Origin of the sequence: Pseudoalteromonas sp. NC201 (genome assembly GCF_002850255.1) — a bacterium.
Lineage (GTDB): Bacteria > Pseudomonadota > Gammaproteobacteria > Enterobacterales > Alteromonadaceae > Pseudoalteromonas.
In genome coordinates, this window is record NZ_CP022522.1 from 3,964,334 (window position 1) to 3,983,718 (window position 19,385).

Genomic DNA, 19,385 nt, shown 5'->3' on the forward strand with positions numbered 1-19,385 from the left:
TATTGGCAACTGAGCGATGTAAAAACCATGAATTTTACTTTGAGCAACTCAACCGCACTGATTGGCCTAGCCTGTTTACTGACTTCTTCAGCAACTTTGGCAACCGATCGACCTGTCACCATGGCCGACATTGAAAATCTTGAGCGGCAATTAGCTGAGCTTAAAGCTCGGTTTATGACGCAAAATAGCGAACTAAAGGCCGCAGCTCCAATGGCAAAATCAACACCACAAAGTGACCCTGTAAAATCACCTACCGAGCCCTCAACCACGCTCAAAACCTATGCCACAATACGCCCGACATTTGGCGTAATCAATCAAGATGAGGCAAGTAACTGGGATGTTCGTGATGCCTTATCCCACGCAGGGATTAAAGTAACTCATGAATTTATGCCGGGCTGGCAGGCCGAACTTCATGGTGAATGGGGCATCGATCTCGCCAATGAAGGAAATTTTGGCAAGTCACGCCGTGCTTATACTGCGCTAGGTACACCGTATGGTCGATTTGGCATTGGCAAACAAAGGCCTGCACAGTATCTGTTTATTGCCGAATACGTTGATATTTTTAATCACGCCAGCAGCCCATTTGCTTACGATCCAGAGAGTATTTTTTTCGTTGATAATTTAGTCACTTACCGCTACGAATTGGGGCCAATGACGTTTATCGCCGCAGGCCAATTTAATGGTGATAAGGGCGATAATCAAACGGATTTATTCAACACTGGGTTAAGTTACGATAACGCAGGTTTACACGCGGCGATTACTTATCAACAAAACGATGTGTACGATAACGAGCAACATATTGGCGAAAACCAACTTTGGTCTGGTGCGCTGGCTTACCAATTTACCTCCCGCTTTTACGCTGCTATGGCATATCAGGACAAAGACTATCAACGCGTGAAAGCTCTTGATTCTCGACAAGGCCACACCTTTGATCTTTCGTTGGCCTATCAACTCGCAAAACACTATAAACTCAAAACCGGATATTTTGATTTTGATGACGGTTACGGCAGTCATGATCCGCTTAATCAAAGCTTCGATGGCTACAATGTTACACTTGAGTGGCTACCAACACCGCCCCTCAGAGTGCACTTGGAGTATTTGAACAAGTCCTTCGACAACCAAATCGATATGGACTCCATCTCCATTGGCTTTAGGTACGATTACAAGCAAGAGTGGCAATTTGATTAGTTAGAATAATAATTTCTAATTTGGATTGATTTATACATCAAGTATTCAAGTGAGGGTGGTACACTCGCGCAAGGCTTAGAAGTATTCAAGTTTAAAGAGGCGGTATGAACCACGCTCCTATTCCACTCAATATTACCGCGAGCGCCAAAATCGAGAGCATTGTGGTGCTACACGGCTTGTACATGTCTGGCTTTGTGATGCGCCCGCTTAGCGCTCGCTTAGGTAAATCGGGCTACCGTATTCTCAATTTAAGCTATAACACATTAACGCCAGATATTGATGAGATCTGCGCCGCTATTGATACTTTTGTTGGCGATCGCCCCGCCGCCCTCGTTTGCCACTCCATGGGAGGCTTAGTTGCAAGAGCATATTTAGAACGAGGTTCTGCCGCGAGCAAGCAAGTAAAAAAAGTGGTGACCTTGGGGACACCACATAAAGGCAGTGCCATTGCCAAGCATATGCACGACAAAGGACTGGAGCTACTGTTAAAAAACAGTGTGGAGTTTTTATTATCTAACAATCAAGATTGGCCTTTCGACGCCAAGCTTTACAGTATTGCCGGTGACTTACCCATTGGACTAATGCCACTGCTACAAAAAGGTAGCCAGTCGGATGGCACTGTGCTGTTAGAAGAAACCAAGCTCAGTGGCATGGCCGAACACAAAGTATTTCATCTCAGCCATACCAGCTTAATATATTCCCGTGCGGTAATGGACTATATCTGCGAGCTGTTAGGGAGGCCTTAGTGCTCTGCGCTTGCAGCTACTTTGTAAGCAATCACTGCGATCAAGCCAACTAATAACGGCACTGGCGCTGCAATATAGCCAAAGGTATCTGAGTTTGCGATGCTTGCGCCAGCTAAGTGACCTACGAGCCCAACAACAAAAGCCACTAAAGCGATAACAACGACGACGAGTTCCATTTTATGTTCTGATTTTGTTTTGCCTTTCATACTCATTTCCTCCAGTAGTAGACACCGCGTTTTTTGTGTCTTGATGAAATGATTATGCGCTTATGATGCGGTGATATTTTGACCTAAATCAAGTTTAAAACCGCCAAAAGACGAACGAGATTAAACGCTTGTCTTAGATCAAAAACTACGCGCTCTGGTTATATTTTGGGAAAAGTTGGCAAGCTTTATTCCCAACGAGTACTCATGTCACCTTGTTATTGTTGAGCGCTTTTTAGGGTTTCATCTTGTTTTTTAATGCACTCATCCCAACGTCATATTGTATTAATATTTAATATGTTTTTATTTTATTAATTGATTTTTCCGATTAAACACTTTGATTTTAATCATTGGGCAATCACCTAAGGTTGCGCCATACTGACTGTGAATCAACAAGGAGCATCGCATGACAAACATTAATTCTATCGGTTTAGACAAAGCAAAGAGCCAAGCGCTAGTAACGTCACTTAATACGCTACTAAGCAGCTACCAAATTCAATATATGAATGCCCGTGGTTTTCACTGGAACATCAAAGGTCGTGAGTTTTTTGAACTACACCTAAAATTTGAAGAAATTTATACGCTATTACTTGAGAAAGTCGATGAAATCGCAGAGCGTATTTTGACAATTGAAGGCAACCCATTGCATGCGTTTTCTGATTATTTGGAAACCAGCAAAATTCAAGAAGCAAAAGGGATCAGCAATGGTACGCAAGCACTAGAAACCCTGCTTGATGGCTACACAACGCTTATTTCTATGCAGCGTGAGATTCTAGCGCAGGCGGGCGAAGCCGAAGATGAAGGGACAGCTGCGCTAATGAGCGACTATATCAAAGAGCAAGAGAAGCTGGTGTGGATGCTTAAAGCATATTTAAACTAAGATTAAGGCTAGGGTGTACAAGTCGAGCTAAAAGCTACGACCTACAAGCGAGCCAGCTCCTACCTTGATTCTCCTCTGGTAGGAGCGAGTTCACCTCGCGATCTTTTATCTCGCTGTTGTCGAGTTAGAGCTAGGGTGTACAAGTCGAGCTAAAGCTACGACCTACAAGCAGAGCCAGCTCCTACCTAGGTTTTCCTCTGGTAGGAGCGAGTTTACCTCGCGATCTTTTATCTCGCTGTTGTCGAGTTAGAGCTACGACCTACCATTCAATAAGCTGATAAAGAATGCCATTTCTAGTGCTCTTTCATGTAAGCTTTTAAATCGGCCTGAGGCACCACCGTGACCTGCTTCCAAGTCGGTTTTAAAGATCAGCACGTTATCATCCGTTTTATATTCTCTAAGCTTAGCAACCCACTTCATTGGCTCCCAATACTGCACTTGCGAGTCGTGCAGACCTGTGGTGACTAGAATATTTGGATAGGCTTTGGCTTCAATATTGTCATACGGCGAATACGCTAAAATATTCTGGTAGTCCGCTTCATTATTCGGATTACCCCATTCATCATACTCATTGGTTGTCAATGGGATTGACTCATCCAACATGGTAGTTAACACATCCAAGAAAGGCACATGGCAGCCTAACCCTAAATACAGCTCTGGAGCTTGGTTTGCAATTGCACCCATTAACAGGCCGCCTGCACTCCCGCCTGATGCAAACACTTTGTCTTTATGGCCGTAGCCCTGCTCAACCAAGGCCTTGGTAACATCAATAAAATCGTTGAAGGTATTTTGCTTATGCGCTTTTTTGCCTTGCTCATACCATTCACGACCAAGCATCTCAGAACCTCGAATATGCGCAATCGCGTATACAAACCCTCTATCTAACAGGCTTAGAATTTGACTAGAGAAGTTAGGGTCGATAGTAATACCATAAGAACCATAGCCATACTGCAATAGTGGATTGCTACCGTCTTGATTAAACTTATCTTTGCGATACACCAAAGACACAGGGACTTTAACACCATCTCTTGCGGTTATATGCAAACGTTCAGAGTGATAATATTCAGGTTTAAAATCACCTAACACTTGCTGTTGCTTTTTCAGCGTCTTCTTACCAGTGGTTAAATCACAATCGTACACTGAGCTGGGAGTTGTCATACTCGAGTAGTGGATACGAATATTACTTGAACTTGGCTCAGGGTTATTTCCTACCGTAGCAAAATAACAAGCATCATCAAATCCAAGGTGATAGCTCTGCCCTTGATAATCATGGACAACAAAACGGATCTGCCCTTGTTCACGCTCAGTCAGCACAAAGTGACTATGGAACAGCTCCAAGCCTTCTAATAGTACATGGTCGCGATGGGCAACCAACTCTTCCCATTGCTCGACATTACCAACGGTTGCCCCTGTTGCACGCATTAAACGGAAGTTTTTAGCGTTCTTATTACTAAGGATGTAAAAGAACTCTCCCATTTTTTCAAGACCATATTCATGGCCAATTTCTCTTGGAATAAGAGTGCTAAACTCACCGCAAGGATCGTTTGCATCCAGTATTAACTGATCGCTCGTTTCCGTCGCTGCGAGATAGATATAAATAGCGCTTTCGTCACGACTTTTACCCAATCCCATATAAAATTGGCGATCTTGCTCTTCAAACACCAAAATATCATCACTTTGTGGCGTTCCCAACACATGGCGATACACTTGGAAGCCGAGCAACGTTTGCTCGTCTTTTTTGACATAAAATACAGTTTTATTGTCGTTCGCCCAAATTACCTGACCTTCCGTGTTATACAGCACATCTTGCAGTAATGTATTGGTGTTTAAATCAAGAAACTTGATGGTGTAAATTCGACGCCCGTCGGTATCTTCACTATAGGCAAGCAGTTGCTCATCTGGGCTTACAGTAATATCACCGATGTCATAAAACTCGTTGCCAGCGGCTAACTGATTAATGTCTAAAAGAAGTTTTTTATCCGACAAATCTTCTTGTGATGCGCGATAATATCTAGCATATTCCTCATCACCACTCACTTCACTCACATACCAATAGTTGCCATCTTTTGCGGGCACTGAGCTATCGTCTTTTACGATACGACCTTTCATTTCTTCAAACAGCTGGGTTTGCAGCGCTTGGTGAGGCGCCATTTGCGCTTCACAGTAATCATTCTCTGCTTTGAGGTGTGCCAACACATCAGCATTTTTACGCTCGTCATCACGCATCCAGTAGTAGTTGTCGATACGCTCATGATTATGGTGCAGCAAGGATTTCGGCTGCTTTTTGGCTAGCGGTTTAGTTTTTTCCATCACCAAGTTGTCATCCTAAATTCGTTATTTTTCGCCAGTGTATCACAGCAAATTTAGGAATTAACAACCATCTAAAAAGCTTTCTGGTGTTTCCTCTACAGCAACACCCTGAGACTTTGCAACCTGCCACAATTGCTCTCCTTGTGATTTAGGCACAAGCCAATTACAGGCAAAACTCGAATATAGATAAACTTCTTCATCTTCTACAGAAAGTAGCTCAACCCCAAATTGATCCTGCTTATTTGGATGGCGATAAACACAAAGCTTATTGTTGCTCGTCATTCTATACACTTTCGGCAGTGGTGAGCGCCAGTTATAAATGTGAATTTCACGATTCTCAAAGTTGAGGATTAATGTGTGTTCCAGATTAATGATTGCATAAACAATGACACCTGCAGTGAGCAATAGCATCACTATTATTGCTGGTCTTGCCAAACTAGCATCCACAGTCAATGAATTGCCAGAAACGACATCCTCAACCGTTATCGCATAATAAGTACCCAATGCAAAAAATATAGTGCATGCCAAAATTCGCAAAGGTAGAAGTCTAAAGCTTTTTTTTAATGTAACGCACTGAATCATACTATCCTTTATTTTCTAATCACTGATAATCAACTCTATTGGGATAGCGCATATTAAGACGTTAAATTAGCAACCAGAATGGCTTAGGTGCAGGCTCAACCGCCCTCTTTTTTTCTTTTGCCATTTGCCAAAACAACGCAGCTTCAGCGTCACTGGCTTTCCACTCACACGCACAGCTTAATTTTGGTTCTGTGTCGTTTGGGCAATCATACAACTCCAAACCAAATTGATTTTTATGTCTAGGATGACGATAAATCGCTAACACACAGGCTGGTTTTAGCAAAATAATTTGCACACGGCTGGAAAATTTTGGATAAAAATAAATGCGCCCTTGCTCTAAGTCAATTTCTAGTTTGCGAGGTGCCTTTAAGATATCGTACACAATAAAACAAAGCGCAATGCCAATCAAAAAAAGAGTAACATCTCCTTTAAAACGAACACTAGCGGTTGATGAACCATCTGGATGAAACCCTTCTATCGTAAGTGCGTAATATGCCATCACAGCGAAGAAAGAGGTGACAATACCGACTCGCAGCGGCAGCAAGACGGAGCGTTTTGTAAACGTAATTTTTGTCTGCATAGGATAAACCTCAGAAAATTTATTACTTAACAAATGATAAGAAATATTATCAGCTCACAATACTTACTTTTAGTAAGTATTGTGAGCGAACAGATCTACTAACTACTCATGCTTAAAGCCAATACGTATCACTGAAATAGCATATTCAGTCCCCTCAACATCCATGCGTCCTTGCTGATTTCTATTCCCTGCACTCATTTCATCAAGGTAAATCGTTAAAGACTTGTCTGCTGCTGCAATGACTTCACCAACATCAATCACCCCGTTGTGATTAGCATCTTGCCAAACCTTAAGGTAATGATAATTATTATCAAGTTTGTCGAGTATTGCATCTTGGTTTGAATCTAATAGAGAAATAGTGTCTTGAGTCTCTGTAAATGGCCTGAATAATATCTCACTTGCACTATCTAACTGATTGTTTTGATTTGCATCAACGATCAATAATGCATCAGCACTTCCCACTGTAATGGAGTTGGTGTTTGGATTAAGTGACCACTCTACTCCATCCTGTGCCAGATCAAGTACTATAAAATGCCCTGACGCAGCTAAAGTATCTAGGCTTCTATAGCCTCGGCAAGGTGGCTCATCAGGTCTATGTACTACACTCATCATGCTACAAACTATATCTGTAACGGTTTCTGGGCCTTCGTAATGTTGAGGAGGGTTGCTCCAATTGTTTGGAATATTGAGTTCTTGTTGCAGAAGATTATCCATATGCTCTTCAAAAGCAGCTCCCACATGGTAACTACCTATGATCTCAGCAATCCTTATAGCAAACTTTTTTGAGTGCGAAGCTCTTTTTACTAAAATTGCGGCTTTTCCAATAGATGTTCCAGCCGCCGCTCCGACAACAAGTGTTAGTGCTTCAGATATAGCCTCGCCATTTTCCCCCTTTATAGCATGAGCAATGCCTTGTAAGCCTTGCCCACCTGCTGCAATTAATAAGTTAATTGCATCAATCTTCTTTTCTATTTTTCTCACCAGGATACTATTTTTACGAGCTCTTGCCCTTAGCTCTTCTAACGCATTAAGCAGCTACTTTGCAGCGACTGTTAAGTCTACCGCAGCTTCATCAAGTTCTGACTCTGTTTTTGATGCATCGCTCGACTCACCGCCGCTAGCTGCTACTCCCATTCCACCAGAAACCCCACCTGATGTGCCACCCCAGCCCCCCGAGAAACATCGTGCCTGCCTCATACTACGTACATTAATTACGCATTCTCTCTCGTGCTTCCAGCCATTAACTTCAATACGTTCAACGTCATCACTTGCTTGTACTTTAGCTGATGCACTGATGACCCCCAGAGCAAATGTAATAGCGCCTGAAATAAGTGATACTTTCAAAACAACCCCTCAATTAAACAATTTTTTGCAATTATATTAAAATTACCCAAAACAGGTATAGCAAGAAATTATTAATTTCCCTTTTTCGGAAACGGATTAGGTTTTTAATACACAAAAAAGGCCGAGCATCACTGCGCGGCCTTTATATTATTGAGTGTAAACGAGAGTTTCTAAGCTTCTGCTTTCTCTAGTTGGTTATCGCCAGATTTAGGCTTGCGTCTGATCTTCGCTTTTAAGCGTGAACCCGCACCCTGCATATCCGTTAAGATGATGTATAGGGCCGGCACTAACACCAGCGTGATAAGCGTTGCGAATAGCACTGCAAACCCAAGTGATACCGCCATCGGAATAACAAATCTTGCTTGTAGACTCGTTTCAAAGATGATTGGCATTACACCAGCAAACGTCGTGATAGAGGTTAGCGTGATTGCCCTAAAGCGTGCACACCCCGCTTCAATAACCGCCTCTTTAAGCTTAACGCCCTCAGCACGTGCTTGGTTGATATAGTCCGTCATTACCAAGGAGTCGTTGATCACAACCCCTGCAGCGGCTACTAGTCCAAACATAGACATAGTACTCATATCTAAGCCAAACACTAAGTGACCCCATAGCGCGCCCACTAAGCTAAACGGAATTACCGACATCACGATAAGCGGTTGTGCGTAACTCTTCAGCGGTACAGCCAATAGGATATAAACCATCAACATACCAGCGGCAAAGAATAAGATCTGCTCACTGGTTTGCGCTTGACGCTCTTCCACACTACCACCTAGCTTAGTTTTGACGCCTGGGAACTGTTTTAGTAGCTCTGGTAAGATATTTTCTTCGATATTCTTAACCACGGCATCTGGCTCAATCAGCTCTTCATCGATGCTACCGTATACATATACCGTTCTAAAGCCATCTTCACGACGAATATAATTGATACCCGGCTTCTCGGTAAACTCTACGACATCGCCTAGCATCACTTCTTTACCTTTTGGCGTTGTGATGATAGTACGCTTAAGTGAAGCCAAAGCTTTACGATCTAGTTCAGGATAACGCACCATCACTTTGATTTCTTCGCCATCACGAATAACACGCTGTGCTTCGCCACCGTAGAAGCTATTGCCAACCTGAATCGCAACATCAGCAAGTTGCAAGCCAAGCTCATAAGCCACTGGCTTAAGCGCGATCTGCATTTCTTTACTCGCAGGGTCAATACTTGAGCTGATATCAAATAGTCCAGGTTGCTGCTGCAACATTGAAATAAGCTGCCTACCCGCCGCGTTGAGGGTCTCGATGTCAGAACCTAGCAAGCGATAGCCAAATTCGCCCTCACCACCACTTTGATCGCCAACACTGTCATACACGATGATTGATTTCACTGCGGTGATCTCTGGCATTGCCTCGCGCCAACGGCGTGCAAGTTCAAAAGCCGTAAATGGTCTTAGCTCTTCGTCAACTAACGTCGATAACACTGAGCCCTTAGCGCGGCTTTGGTTCCAAGAATATACATCCTTAACCATACCTTGACCGAACTCTTGGGCAATCTCTTTATCGACATTGCGCACCATTAACTCAATAGACTGCATTGCCGCAATGGTTTGCTCGTCCGAGACATTGTCGTTCATGGTAATTTCGATCTTTGGATAATCCTCTGGCACTTTCGGGAATGGAATAAAGCGCACTAAATTCGAAGTCACTAAGCTAAAGCTAAATACCAGCATCGCCACAAAAGTTAATAATACGGTCCAGCGCCAGTCAACACAGCGCTGAATAAAGCGTCTGTATGGTCCGTTTACAAATGCGAAGAACTTCTTGTTAAATGCAGCACGACGACTGTTTGGACGTAGTGGTTTAATCTTAGTATGAGCAATATGCGCTGGCAAAATCCATTTGGATTCAATCAAACTGAATACCAAGCACAGAATAATAACGCCCGAGATTGACTTAAAGAATGCACTTTCAGGACCAGATGAGAACAACATAGGTGCAAACACAGCAATGGTTGTTAGTACGCCGAAGGTTGCTGGTGTTGCAACACGCTTAGCACCAATCACCACATTCTTAACGCTGTGGCCTTTGCGTTCAATTTCGGAGTAGGCGGACTCCCCTATGACAATGGCGTCATCCACCACGATCCCAAGTACCATAATAAAGGCAAATAGCGATACAATATTAATACTGATCCCAAGAGCTGGCATAAATAGGAATGCACCAAGGAAACACACCGGCAAGCCAATCATTACCCAGAGCGCTAATTTGAAGCGTAGGAAAATAGTCAGCATGATTGCGACGAGTAACGCACCCTGTAACATATTGCTCTTCATCATCTCGAGTCGAGCGTTCAGGTAGTACGTCATATCAACGATTGGTTCTAATCTTAAGCCTGCGGGTAACTTAGCATTTTTCTCTTCGATATATTTATGTACCGCTTTCGCGATTGGGATCATATTTTGGTCTTTGGTCGCTTTAACCGACAGGAATACCGCATTTTCACCATTCAAACGGAAGTAATATTCACCTTCAGTCAGGCCATCTTTAATTTCTGCGATATCTTGAAGATAAATTTTGGCGCCGTTATCACCGACCTTAACAGGGATGTTTCTAAACTCATTACCGCGATACATTTGGTTTTCAACACGCACTGCAATGATGCCTGATTCAGTTCTGATTTGACCTGCTGAAATGTTGGTTGAATAACGTCTAATTGCGCTACTTACATCACTAATCGTTAGGTTGTAACGGCGCAGAGCATCTGGATCAACTTCAATACCAATCTCATAGTTTGGGGTTGAACGGTCAACCAATGAAATCGTTGGAATTTCGAGTAATTCATCTTCGATCTCTTTGGCGATTGGCTTGAGTGCATTCAACGGTAGATTACCAGCCAGTGCGACGTTCACCACGTCTTGACGAAATTCTATAAGCTGAACCTGCACGGGCTCCATGGATGCTGGGAAGGTCGCGATACTATTCACACGCGAGCGAATTTTATCTTCTACTTCCGTTAAGTCTTCATCTTTATAGATTTCAAGTTGCGCACTACCGCTGCCTCTAGCGGCACGGTAAACCCCTTTTTTGATTTCTGTAACGTCTTTTAATGCTTCTTCAATTTTGATCAAAATCCCCTCTTCAATTTCTTGAGGAGACGCGCCAGGATACACAGCTGACACCGTCACATAATTGATTTCAAAGTTTGGAAACATTTGTCTTTGGATAGTCATATAACTGATAAAACCCATTATCAGTATGAAGACCATCAACAAGTTCGCCGCTACCGTATTATTCGCAAAATAAGCGATAATACCGCGCTGCGATGTTTTTTCTATATCACTCATGGTCGCTCCTTGCTGTTACAGCTTTTCCGGCTGACTACTAGGCTTTGATGAGGAGTCCGTGCCAGCAACTTTAACTTCCATGCCTTTTTGTGGATATTCAGGTGGTGTCATGACCACTTTATCGCGACTTGTGATGCCATCGCCGATTAAGAAGAACTCACCCTCTTCGCGGATAACTTGCACTTTTCGTGGCTCAAGCTGGTTATCTTGATTAAGTAACCAAACCGACTGATTATTCACGATATCTTGTGGTAGACGATAGATTTGTTTTAATGTTTTACCCGCAAAGCTAACTTGTACATACGTGCCATATTTTATCGCTGGCTGGCGCGTTGTGAGACCATACGGGTCATTGATACGTACCACCAGGTTGTTCATACGCGTTTGTTGGTCAACAGTACCTAAATCTCTATCAATCTCAGCTTCACGAGTGAAGGCATTCACACCACGCTGATAAACCGTAGCGGCAAGCCCTGACACTCGCTCAGGTAAGAACACAGAATCAAAACCCGCGATAGGAATAACCACTTCCGCCGTTTCGATGTTATTGACCGTACCAACTGAACTCCCCATAGAAACGAACTGGCCAAGACCAACGTCTTTTTTCACCACTAGTGCGTTATAAGGCGCGATAACTTCGCAGTTTTCTAGGTCTCGCTTTGCACGCTGCAGTGCAGCTTTTGCCGATTTTACAGAGGCTTTGGCACTCATGACCTGCGGTTTACGTAAAAATAGGTCGGTATGCTTTTTATTTGGAAATCTTCTTGCTTCATCAGCAGCTACATCAGCTTGTGCTTGCTCTTCGATAAGCTGCGCCTGAGCTCTGGCAAGTTCTGCTTCTGCTTGTAGTAACGCGGCTTCGTAGTTATCTTGCTCAATACGCAGTAACACTTCGCCTTTTTGTACCACACCGCCTTCAACAAAGTTAGGGTGCCAGTATTCAACTTCGCCCGATACTTGAATAGAAAGTTGTGTACTTTCTAGCGGTTTTACTTCGCCATAGCTTTGGATCACAACTTGGTGATCTTGCGCAGCGAGTGTTTCAACTTCAACAACAGGACGAGAATCGACTTCTTGCTTCTCAGGTTCACTCTTAGCAACGGCATTGACGAACATAAATCCGACAACACCCACTATAAGCACGGTAAAGGGTAGAATCCATTTTAAAGTTTTAGCTTGCATGACAGTACCTATTGATAATTTCCTGACCGTATAGTACCAAGTTTAGCGCGTTCTCGGATGTGACATTTGTAAGAATCTGTTACACCTTTAGAACAACTTTTTATAACTATCGAAAAACAGCAAAAATTATAAAGTTATTTCAAACAATTAAGTACTAAAACCATTGATTTAAAAAGACCTTTTTAAGTACGATTTTTGTGATTTATATAACAGTTTTTTCGGCTTTTTGTCACATTTTTCACCCTAGATCTGCTTAGTGACATGATGAAGCTCAAGCACTAGAACTATACTGCCTACCAATACGATAGCGAACAACAGATAGATCCCAAGCAGTGGACTCAAAATACCAAACATACTCGCCACGACTAAAGACAAGAAAACTGCAATAACAACTGCGACTAACACGAGAGAAGCCCGACTCCAACACTGCTCAATAAGAACATCACGTACCTTAGCACCGACTAAACGCTTGATATAGAAGACTGGCGTACTCAATATGGCGAGGTAGCCGAGCAAACCATACATACCTGCCACTACCTGTATTAACATCATCAGTGCGATCACCAGCCCAGCTAAAAAGCTCAGCATGGCTGTTTTATTGAGTTGCTGCATCCGCGATTTGATATCGACGAGCTTTAAAATAGATTGGCTTGGGTTTTGTTGTTTGTACAAGGCGGTAACCGTATGCAAGTCTAATTTCTCTCCTGCTTTGGCTCGCACCAGAATATTTCCACTAATAAAATTAAAAGGTAGATAAGCTAAGGCTTGTGCTTGAGACGTATGGCTAAAGGTATTTTCGACAATACCCACAAGGGTAACGGGGCGCTGATTTCTGTCGTAGATGGTCATGCCGATATCTGCTGCTGTTACGCCAAGGCGCTGTGCTAAAAGCTGATTGAGCACCACTTTTTTCCCTGAACTATTGATAGCTAGGTCATCCTCAGAGAATCCGCCACCAGCAATAAACCTTAGGCCTGAGGTGATAAAGTAATTTGGCCCGCTGAGCTGTAAATAAGCGACGACTGAGTCGCTGCCATCATCAACTAAGCTTAGCGGCTCCAGAAATACAAACTCGTGGGGTAATACGCCAGCCAGAGCAGCACTCTCGACGCTTGGGTGCTGTCTAAGCGCCGACAAGTTTATCATCGCTTGATTATATCTTGCTTGAATAGCATCTGAGCTGCGATCGTAGTTACTTTGCTGTAACTCAACAAAATAAAGATTATTTGAGTTAAAACCACTTGAGGTATTCAACTGCCCGCCAAAATAGCTCAATAGCCAAAATGCAAAACTCATTGTGACTATGCCCACACCGATTTGCAATCCGAGTAAGGCTTGACTCATTGACTTAGGCAATTGTTTGACCTGCCCCTTCCCTGAGCCACTTAGTTGACTACGAATATCCTTAAATGACACCTGAGACATTGCCAGTTTTACAAACACCAGTGCACAGAGTTGAGCAAAAGCACCTACCAATAAAAAGCTCCACCAAGGTAGTTTGAGCCAAACTGCATGGGCTAGGGTCTCCTTCGACCAAAACTGCATTAGCCAAACGCCAGCATTCGCTATCCCTATAGCAAGCAATGACGCAAACAAAAAAATCAAGGCAATATAACGCCACTGTTCGAGTTGTAGATTGCCGCGCTTAGCACCGAGTACAATCGCCAGTGCCAGCTGGTTTTGTTTGGCTTTAAAGTCTAGCAAGTAGAGCGAAAATGCATTCACTAAGGTGATGACAAGCAGCCCAACGCCTGCAAATGCTAACCATTGCGTCGTTGTTCTTAGCTGCCCTTTTAATTTATCAGCAAGTGGTGACAACGAAAATCTGAGCGTCGCACGACCAGATATCCCTTGTTCTAATTGAGCTTGCTCAAATGCAGTTTGAAACTGTGCCTGCAAAAGCGTTAATTGCAGCTGCGCATTTTCTTGTTTTATGCGACCCACAAGAAATAAGTCGCTTCTTACCGCCAAGTGGTCCATACCCGTAATACGGTCACCCATCATAAGTGTGAATGGCAAAAATACCTCACTCATCCGGTTAGATTGATATAACTGCGGTTCGGACTCATCGCACGCGGCCACTCCCACCACGATATAACGACGGTCATCAAGTTGAATGCTCTGTTCTATAATATTTTCATCAGGAAAATATTGCTGTACAAAGCACTCTGTCACAACGACTTCGTTAGGTGCTGTACCAAGCTCATTACTTTGGGAAAGCCACCTCCCTTCTTTTAAAGCAATATTAAAGAGCGAAAAAAAATCATCACTGACGTAAGTTGTCTCAATCCTTGACTCAACCACTGAACCACGTAATAAGCTGTGGCTATACAATACTGCGGAGGCTTTATCAAACAATTGCTTATCTTGAGCAAGCTGCCACGCAACAGGCGTAGAGATAGCATTTTCCATGATCGTCTTGTCATGTTCATCTAACATATTCCCTTGCAGCCAAACGAGTTTATCGCTTTGCGGATAAGGTAGCGACTGATAAGCTTGCCATGATAAGCCAATACTCATCATCATAGCGGCGAAAGCGCCGCTCAATAACACGACTAACATCAGACTTAGCCTAAGCCTATACCTCAATCGCCTCAATAGCTTACGCCATAATGTCATGCTTATCCCTTCACTAATTCAGATGGGTTGATTAATGAATTGAGTGGCCTGCGCAGTAGTTGTTGTAGTGAAAAGTACAAACACGAGCTCGACACTAACACTATCCCCACAGCCGCAATCGAAAACTCTGCCACATTAAATGTTTGCTGAAAGTATGGCGACAATAATAAACACCCGGTCAGGGAAATCATTAACGCAATACCTATGTGCTTAAAGTGGGTGATAAGATCCTCTTGAGTTAGATCGCTATGCTTAGCACCCAGCACCATTTTCGTACCGTAATAAGAAGCTTTAAGTGATTGGCTATAACGAAAGACACCAAACAGGCCAATAATCACGAGCAGCAACGCCAACGCGAAGATAAACAGTGCTCCATAGGTAACCAAGGTATCAGTCAACAGGTATTGCTCACGCTGCGCAGTAAGTGATTTAAAACTAAAGATTTTCAATGCTGGATGAACTTGCATCAGCAGCGCTGCAAAATGGGATTTAGTGACAGGCTGCTGAGTCTTAATTAACACCGTATTACTTCCTTGTACTGCTCGATACACATGGGGCAGTACGGGTTCGCCAGGCACGGCTAAATCAGCAACGACACCAATAATTTCAAACGCCGCATCTTCGTCTGTAATGTTAAAACTCAAGCGCTTGCCTAGCGCCTTTTCCTCTCCACCTAGTTGCTCTGCAAAGGTTTTATTGATAATTAACTGCTGCTCACCGCGGCGCACCGCTTCACTATCGAAAAACTGACCTTGTAGTAACGGCAAAGAAAAAAACTCAAGATAACCACTATCCACAACTCGGCCAACCGGATGCACGCGTTCGAGCGTCTCGACTTCTTGCAATGACCAAGTGCCAACGCCTTGTCCGATCGGTGAACGGCTTCGACTCACCGCGATTACTTCTGCGGTATTCGCAAGGACTTCACTGGCTTGACGCATTACCTCTGTGTATTCATCTCTTGGCATAGTATCAGGGGCATAAAACGTCACTTCGTATTTATTCTTGAGATCTACCGCATAAGCATTTTTGAGATGAGATAAGGCAGCAACGCCGACATTGAAGCAGAAGAAGAGCAAGATAATAGAAATACTTAACTGACTCACCGCCATGAACCGTTGCACTCGCGCACTCACAACAACGGCATTCCCCTTACCGCTTTGTTTTAGCATGTGCGTTAAGTGACGAAAGCGTATTGCAGACATTCCTGCGAACAACAATAACCAGCTCGTCAATAAAGCGACCAATCCCAGTGCAAGTATACTTTGCCAGGTTAACGCTATCAGCTGCGCTTGCGGCAACAGCCCCACTAGTTCTTTTTGTAGCCACTGGCAGATAACATAAGACGCTCCAATTGCAACCACGAGTGATACTAAGCAAAGTGCTAGCAGCGGTAACCACTGCATCAGCGCAATATCTCTTATTTTTGCTCCCACCACCGCTTGAATTGCCAGCGTGCGCTGGATCTGACTGAGTCTTGCAAGGTATAAGTTACTGATATTTAATAGCGCGATACCAAGTAAACCAAGCGATACCACAAACATTCCAAATAACAATAAGGGAGACTTACCGAGCATAATTGATTTCAACGACACCGCGCGAATGCCAATATACCACTTCGCAAAATACTCACTGTCGCTCACTTTGCTGCGCCAAAGTGTGTTCATTTCGTTCGATAGCAAGAGGCTGACTTGTTCATGCTCCACCCCTGTAGCCAGCTTACCCACCATCAAGTTAAGCGCATATCGGTTCCACCAGTAAGGTTTAGCTTCGTCTGCAGTTAGGTTGTATTGCCAAGGTAGCCATACCGCAGTGTTGTGTGTCAGCTTTTTTAAGTTAGGTTCATAAAACTGCTCTGCAGCAACTCCGACAATCGTAAACTCTCGCCCATCCAGTCGCAGCGTTTTATTTAAAATATCAGGATCACCATTGAAGTGACTTTGCCAAGCTTGAAAGCTCAACACTGCGACAGGGCTGCTCTCATCTACAGGTTCAGTAATAACCCGCCCCATCACAAGCGGCATATCAAAAATACTAAACCACTGTGGCGAGACATAAGCTGATTCAACTTGTGGCGCATCGGCATCCGAAGTAAGCAATTGCTCAGCATAATGCACCATCGCCAGCTGCTCCATTGCGGCAGGTTTATGCTCGTATAAATGCATCAATGATGGGTAATTAAAGGCTTCGCTGCTCTCGTTACCACTTTCATCAAACATCGGGTATTCAAGCTTCACAATACGTTCTGAATCTGGATATGTTAAAGGTGAAAAATACAGGCTATGTAACATCCCCATTGCGACCAGCATCACAACGAATACACAGCTCAGCGTAGTCACCACACTAACATGATAAATATTTGCACGGCCTAAGTTGAACACTTGCATGGTGCCCTCTCTATGCTCGTTGACTAACAGGTTGAGCAGAAGCGACGGTGCCTAACAGCTCACCATCGAACAATTTCACCTGCCTTGGAGCCATATCGGCATAACGTGGATCGTGCGTCACCATACAAACTGTGGTGCCTTGCTGATGCAATTCAGCGATTAATTGCATCACCTGATCGCCACTTTTCGAATCTAAGTTACCCGTCGGTTCGTCCACCAGTAGAATGCTTGGTTCGGTCACCAAAGCACGAGCAATCGCGACACGCTGCTGCTGCCCGCCTGATAACTGATTTGGCTTATGTTGAACGCGATGCGACAGTCCAACCTTTTGTAAACAAGACTCGACTCGGAGCTTTACTTCAGCCTTACTCAACTTCTCAGGACGATACTTTAGGGGTAAAGCGACGTTATCGAATACCGAAATTTCATCAATGAGATTAAAAGCCTGAAAGACAAACCCAATATGCTCATTGCGAAGCTCAGCGGCCTGATCAAGCGTCAGGGTTGTCACATCATGAGCACCAATCGTATAGCTACCACTTGTTGCTTGGTCAATTAAACCGATGATGGATAGCAAAGTAGATTTACCGCATCCTGATGGGCCAGAGATCGAAATAAAATCGCCTTGTGCTATTTCCAGTGAAATATTTCTCAGTGCATGTGTTTGTAGTTCTTCGGTTTCGAACACTTTATTGATATTTTTAAGCACTATCATTTTGATATTCCTACTTTAATAAGATTGTCTCATCTAGACTGGCAAGATAGGCTAGATCAGAAATGATTAATCGTTTCCCGGCTTCAACGCCAGAATCTATAACAATATATTTCCCCGTTGAAGCACCAAAGGTGATTTCTAGCGGCTTTGCGGTGTCATCACTAGTCAGTGCAAATAAGGTCTGCGTTTGATTGTCTTTGGCATTGACAGGGCGCTGAACATAGGTGGCATTGGCAAGATGCTTAATGGCGATGCTGGCAGAGATACTCAGCTGCGCTCGCGCCTGCTTCGGTAAGGTATTTGGTAAACTCACCTCTACTTCCACGCTATTGTTTGTCACCACGGGGTCAACTCGGAGCACTTTGCCTTTTACTTTGTTGGCCTGCATGTTCACCATCACGTCTTGCCCAGTTTCAACCCAGCGCACTTGGGATTGTGGCACAGACAATACCGCCATCAACGACTGGTTAGAGCTAATCAATGCTAATTCGTCACCAACATTGACTCGTTGCCCAAGTGCCAGAGGCATGCGCTCAATGATCCCTGAAGTGCTGGCTTTAATCTCCAGTTGTTGTTGTTTTTCTAGTAAGTTATTGAGTTCTTGTTCACGAATATTGATTTCCTCGTTAGCAAGAATAAGCGCCGAGCCATGTAGTGCTTGCAACTGTTTAGCTTGCTGTTCTAGCATGCTAATTTCATGCTGCAAGGTACTCAAACTGGTTTCAGTTTGGGCAAAGTTCAGCGCGGAAATAATGCCTTGTAGTGCAAGGTTTTGCTCCGCGCGGTGGCGCAATACTAAGGTTTTAAGCGCGCCTTGTTTTTGCATCAGCTGTGTTTGTTCGTTTAACAGCTCCCTTTGTTGAGTGAGTAGCAGCTGTTCTTTTATTGTCCGCGACTGGCGCAGAGCTTGTTTGGCTTGTTGAACCTGTAACGCCAGATCTGGGCTCACAAGCTCGGCGATCGCTTCACCTTTGTGCACAATTGCGCCCGCTTTATGGTGGATAGTTTTAACGATAGCCGAACTTTGCGCGTTTAATAAAAACTGCTCAGCACTACGTAACTCCCCAAAGCTATCTACTGATAAAGTAAGCGGACCTTGTTTCACTTCCGCCACCAGTATCTCTGCGCGTATCACACTAGAATGAGACGCCCATTGTTGCCACAGTAAATAAACAATTATCACCACCATTAAACAGACAGCAACGATGTAATGTTTGGTTTTTCTTGGCTTTGCCGGTTTGACTAGATCCATTTCCCCTCCTCACTGACTGTCGACTGATAGCGAGAACCATGCCAAATAAAAATAAATAACCATTTCAATAAATT

Annotated in this window: 15 protein-coding genes; 3 read left to right on the forward strand and 12 right to left on the reverse strand. The window is 43.7% G+C overall.

Annotated elements, in window-relative coordinates; genetic code table 11:
- The first annotated feature begins 27 nt into the window (after nucleotides 1-27).
- Both PNC201_RS17350 and PNC201_RS17355 read left to right on the forward strand, forming a co-directional pair.
- Nucleotides 28-1,188 (forward strand): porin, encoded by a 1,161-nt coding sequence (locus PNC201_RS17350; RefSeq protein ID WP_102057746.1) that lies wholly within the window; start codon nucleotides 28-30, stop codon nucleotides 1,186-1,188.
- Between the two features lie 104 nt (nucleotides 1,189-1,292).
- A complete protein-coding gene (locus tag PNC201_RS17355) occupies nucleotides 1,293-1,934 on the forward strand; it encodes an alpha/beta fold hydrolase (protein ID WP_010606909.1) in 642 nt (213 codons plus the stop codon).
- On the opposite strand, the gene PNC201_RS17360 is transcribed toward PNC201_RS17355, so the two are convergent.
- On the reverse strand, nucleotides 1,931-2,140 hold the full coding sequence (locus tag PNC201_RS17360; RefSeq protein WP_010376516.1) for a hypothetical protein: 210 nt from the start codon (nucleotides 2,138-2,140) through the stop codon (nucleotides 1,931-1,933). The two genes, PNC201_RS17355 and PNC201_RS17360, sit on opposite strands and share 4 nt — an antisense overlap.
- Before the next feature lie 403 nt (nucleotides 2,141-2,543).
- On the opposite strand from PNC201_RS17360, the gene PNC201_RS17365 reads away from it, so the two are divergent.
- Nucleotides 2,544-3,017, forward strand: coding sequence for a Dps family protein (locus tag PNC201_RS17365; protein ID WP_010376518.1), 474 nt, complete (start codon nucleotides 2,544-2,546; stop codon nucleotides 3,015-3,017).
- A 252-nt stretch (nucleotides 3,018-3,269) separates the two neighbouring features.
- On the opposite strand, the gene PNC201_RS17370 is transcribed toward PNC201_RS17365, so the two are convergent.
- The 11 genes from PNC201_RS17370 to PNC201_RS17420 all read right to left on the reverse strand — a co-directional run bounded on the left by PNC201_RS17370 (nucleotide 3,270) and on the right by PNC201_RS17420 (nucleotide 19,311).
- Nucleotides 3,270-5,327: a S9 family peptidase gene (locus PNC201_RS17370; protein ID WP_102057747.1), complete on the reverse strand. Its 2,058-nt coding sequence runs from the start codon at nucleotides 5,325-5,327 to the stop codon at nucleotides 3,270-3,272.
- A 60-nt stretch (nucleotides 5,328-5,387) separates the two neighbouring features.
- On the reverse strand, nucleotides 5,388-5,909 hold the full coding sequence (locus PNC201_RS17375; protein WP_102057748.1) for a hypothetical protein: 522 nt from the start codon (nucleotides 5,907-5,909) through the stop codon (nucleotides 5,388-5,390).
- Nucleotides 5,910-5,970: 61 nt separating this feature from the next.
- Nucleotides 5,971-6,489, reverse strand: coding sequence for a hypothetical protein (locus PNC201_RS17380; RefSeq protein ID WP_010606912.1), 519 nt, complete (start codon nucleotides 6,487-6,489; stop codon nucleotides 5,971-5,973).
- Nucleotides 6,490-6,591: 102 nt separating this feature from the next.
- Nucleotides 6,592-7,470: a hypothetical protein gene (locus PNC201_RS17385; RefSeq protein WP_102057749.1), complete on the reverse strand. Its 879-nt coding sequence runs from the start codon at nucleotides 7,468-7,470 to the stop codon at nucleotides 6,592-6,594.
- Between the two features lie 54 nt (nucleotides 7,471-7,524).
- Nucleotides 7,525-7,833: a hypothetical protein gene (locus tag PNC201_RS17390; protein ID WP_102057750.1), complete on the reverse strand. Its 309-nt coding sequence runs from the start codon at nucleotides 7,831-7,833 to the stop codon at nucleotides 7,525-7,527.
- A gap of 170 nt (nucleotides 7,834-8,003) precedes the next feature.
- Nucleotides 8,004-11,156 carry an efflux RND transporter permease subunit gene (locus PNC201_RS17395; RefSeq protein ID WP_102057751.1) on the reverse strand — a complete coding sequence of 1,051 codons (3,153 nt, stop codon included), beginning with the start codon at nucleotides 11,154-11,156 and terminating at the stop codon, nucleotides 8,004-8,006.
- A gap of 15 nt (nucleotides 11,157-11,171) precedes the next feature.
- A complete protein-coding gene (locus tag PNC201_RS17400; RefSeq protein ID WP_102057752.1) occupies nucleotides 11,172-12,338 on the reverse strand; it encodes an efflux RND transporter periplasmic adaptor subunit in 1,167 nt (388 codons plus the stop codon).
- 243 nt (nucleotides 12,339-12,581) lie between these two features.
- Nucleotides 12,582-14,900, reverse strand: a complete 2,319-nt coding sequence (locus PNC201_RS17405; RefSeq protein ID WP_233525189.1) for an ABC transporter permease — start codon at nucleotides 14,898-14,900, stop codon at nucleotides 12,582-12,584.
- A gap of 59 nt (nucleotides 14,901-14,959) precedes the next feature.
- Nucleotides 14,960-17,344, reverse strand: coding sequence for an ABC transporter permease (locus tag PNC201_RS17410; RefSeq protein ID WP_102057754.1), 2,385 nt, complete (start codon nucleotides 17,342-17,344; stop codon nucleotides 14,960-14,962).
- Nucleotides 17,345-17,354: 10 nt separating this feature from the next.
- The gene (locus PNC201_RS17415) at nucleotides 17,355-18,059 is read right to left on the reverse strand and encodes an ABC transporter ATP-binding protein (protein ID WP_102057755.1); all 705 of its coding nucleotides are present in this window, start codon (nucleotides 18,057-18,059) and stop codon (nucleotides 17,355-17,357) included.
- 10 nt (nucleotides 18,060-18,069) lie between these two features.
- Nucleotides 18,070-19,311, reverse strand: a complete 1,242-nt coding sequence (locus PNC201_RS17420) for an efflux RND transporter periplasmic adaptor subunit (RefSeq protein ID WP_102057756.1) — start codon at nucleotides 19,309-19,311, stop codon at nucleotides 18,070-18,072.
- Between the last annotated feature and the right edge of the window lie 74 nt (nucleotides 19,312-19,385).

What these genes read in the sequence shown, in the direction of transcription:
- PNC201_RS17350 (WP_102057746.1), top strand. Translation starts at nt 28, where the DNA reads ATGAATTTTACTTTGAGCAACTCAACCGCACTGATTGGCCTAGCCTGT.
- PNC201_RS17355 (WP_010606909.1), top strand. Translation starts at nt 1,293, where the DNA reads ATGAACCACGCTCCTATTCCACTCAATATTACCGCGAGCGCCAAAATC.
- PNC201_RS17360 (WP_010376516.1), bottom strand. Translation starts at nt 2,140, where the DNA reads ATGAAAGGCAAAACAAAATCAGAACATAAAATGGAACTCGTCGTCGTT.
- PNC201_RS17365 (WP_010376518.1), top strand. Translation starts at nt 2,544, where the DNA reads ATGACAAACATTAATTCTATCGGTTTAGACAAAGCAAAGAGCCAAGCG.
- PNC201_RS17370 (WP_102057747.1), bottom strand. Translation starts at nt 5,327, where the DNA reads ATGGAAAAAACTAAACCGCTAGCCAAAAAGCAGCCGAAATCCTTGCTG.
- PNC201_RS17375 (WP_102057748.1), bottom strand. Translation starts at nt 5,909, where the DNA reads ATGATTCAGTGCGTTACATTAAAAAAAAGCTTTAGACTTCTACCTTTG.
- PNC201_RS17380 (WP_010606912.1), bottom strand. Translation starts at nt 6,489, where the DNA reads ATGCAGACAAAAATTACGTTTACAAAACGCTCCGTCTTGCTGCCGCTG.
- PNC201_RS17395 (WP_102057751.1), bottom strand. Translation starts at nt 11,156, where the DNA reads ATGAGTGATATAGAAAAAACATCGCAGCGCGGTATTATCGCTTATTTT.
- PNC201_RS17400 (WP_102057752.1), bottom strand. Translation starts at nt 12,338, where the DNA reads ATGCAAGCTAAAACTTTAAAATGGATTCTACCCTTTACCGTGCTTATA.
- PNC201_RS17405 (WP_233525189.1), bottom strand. Translation starts at nt 14,900, where the DNA reads ATGTTAGTCGTGTTATTGAGCGGCGCTTTCGCCGCTATGATGATGAGT.
- PNC201_RS17410 (WP_102057754.1), bottom strand. Translation starts at nt 17,344, where the DNA reads ATGCAAGTGTTCAACTTAGGCCGTGCAAATATTTATCATGTTAGTGTG.
- PNC201_RS17415 (WP_102057755.1), bottom strand. Translation starts at nt 18,059, where the DNA reads ATGATAGTGCTTAAAAATATCAATAAAGTGTTCGAAACCGAAGAACTA.
- PNC201_RS17420 (WP_102057756.1), bottom strand. Translation starts at nt 19,311, where the DNA reads ATGGATCTAGTCAAACCGGCAAAGCCAAGAAAAACCAAACATTACATC.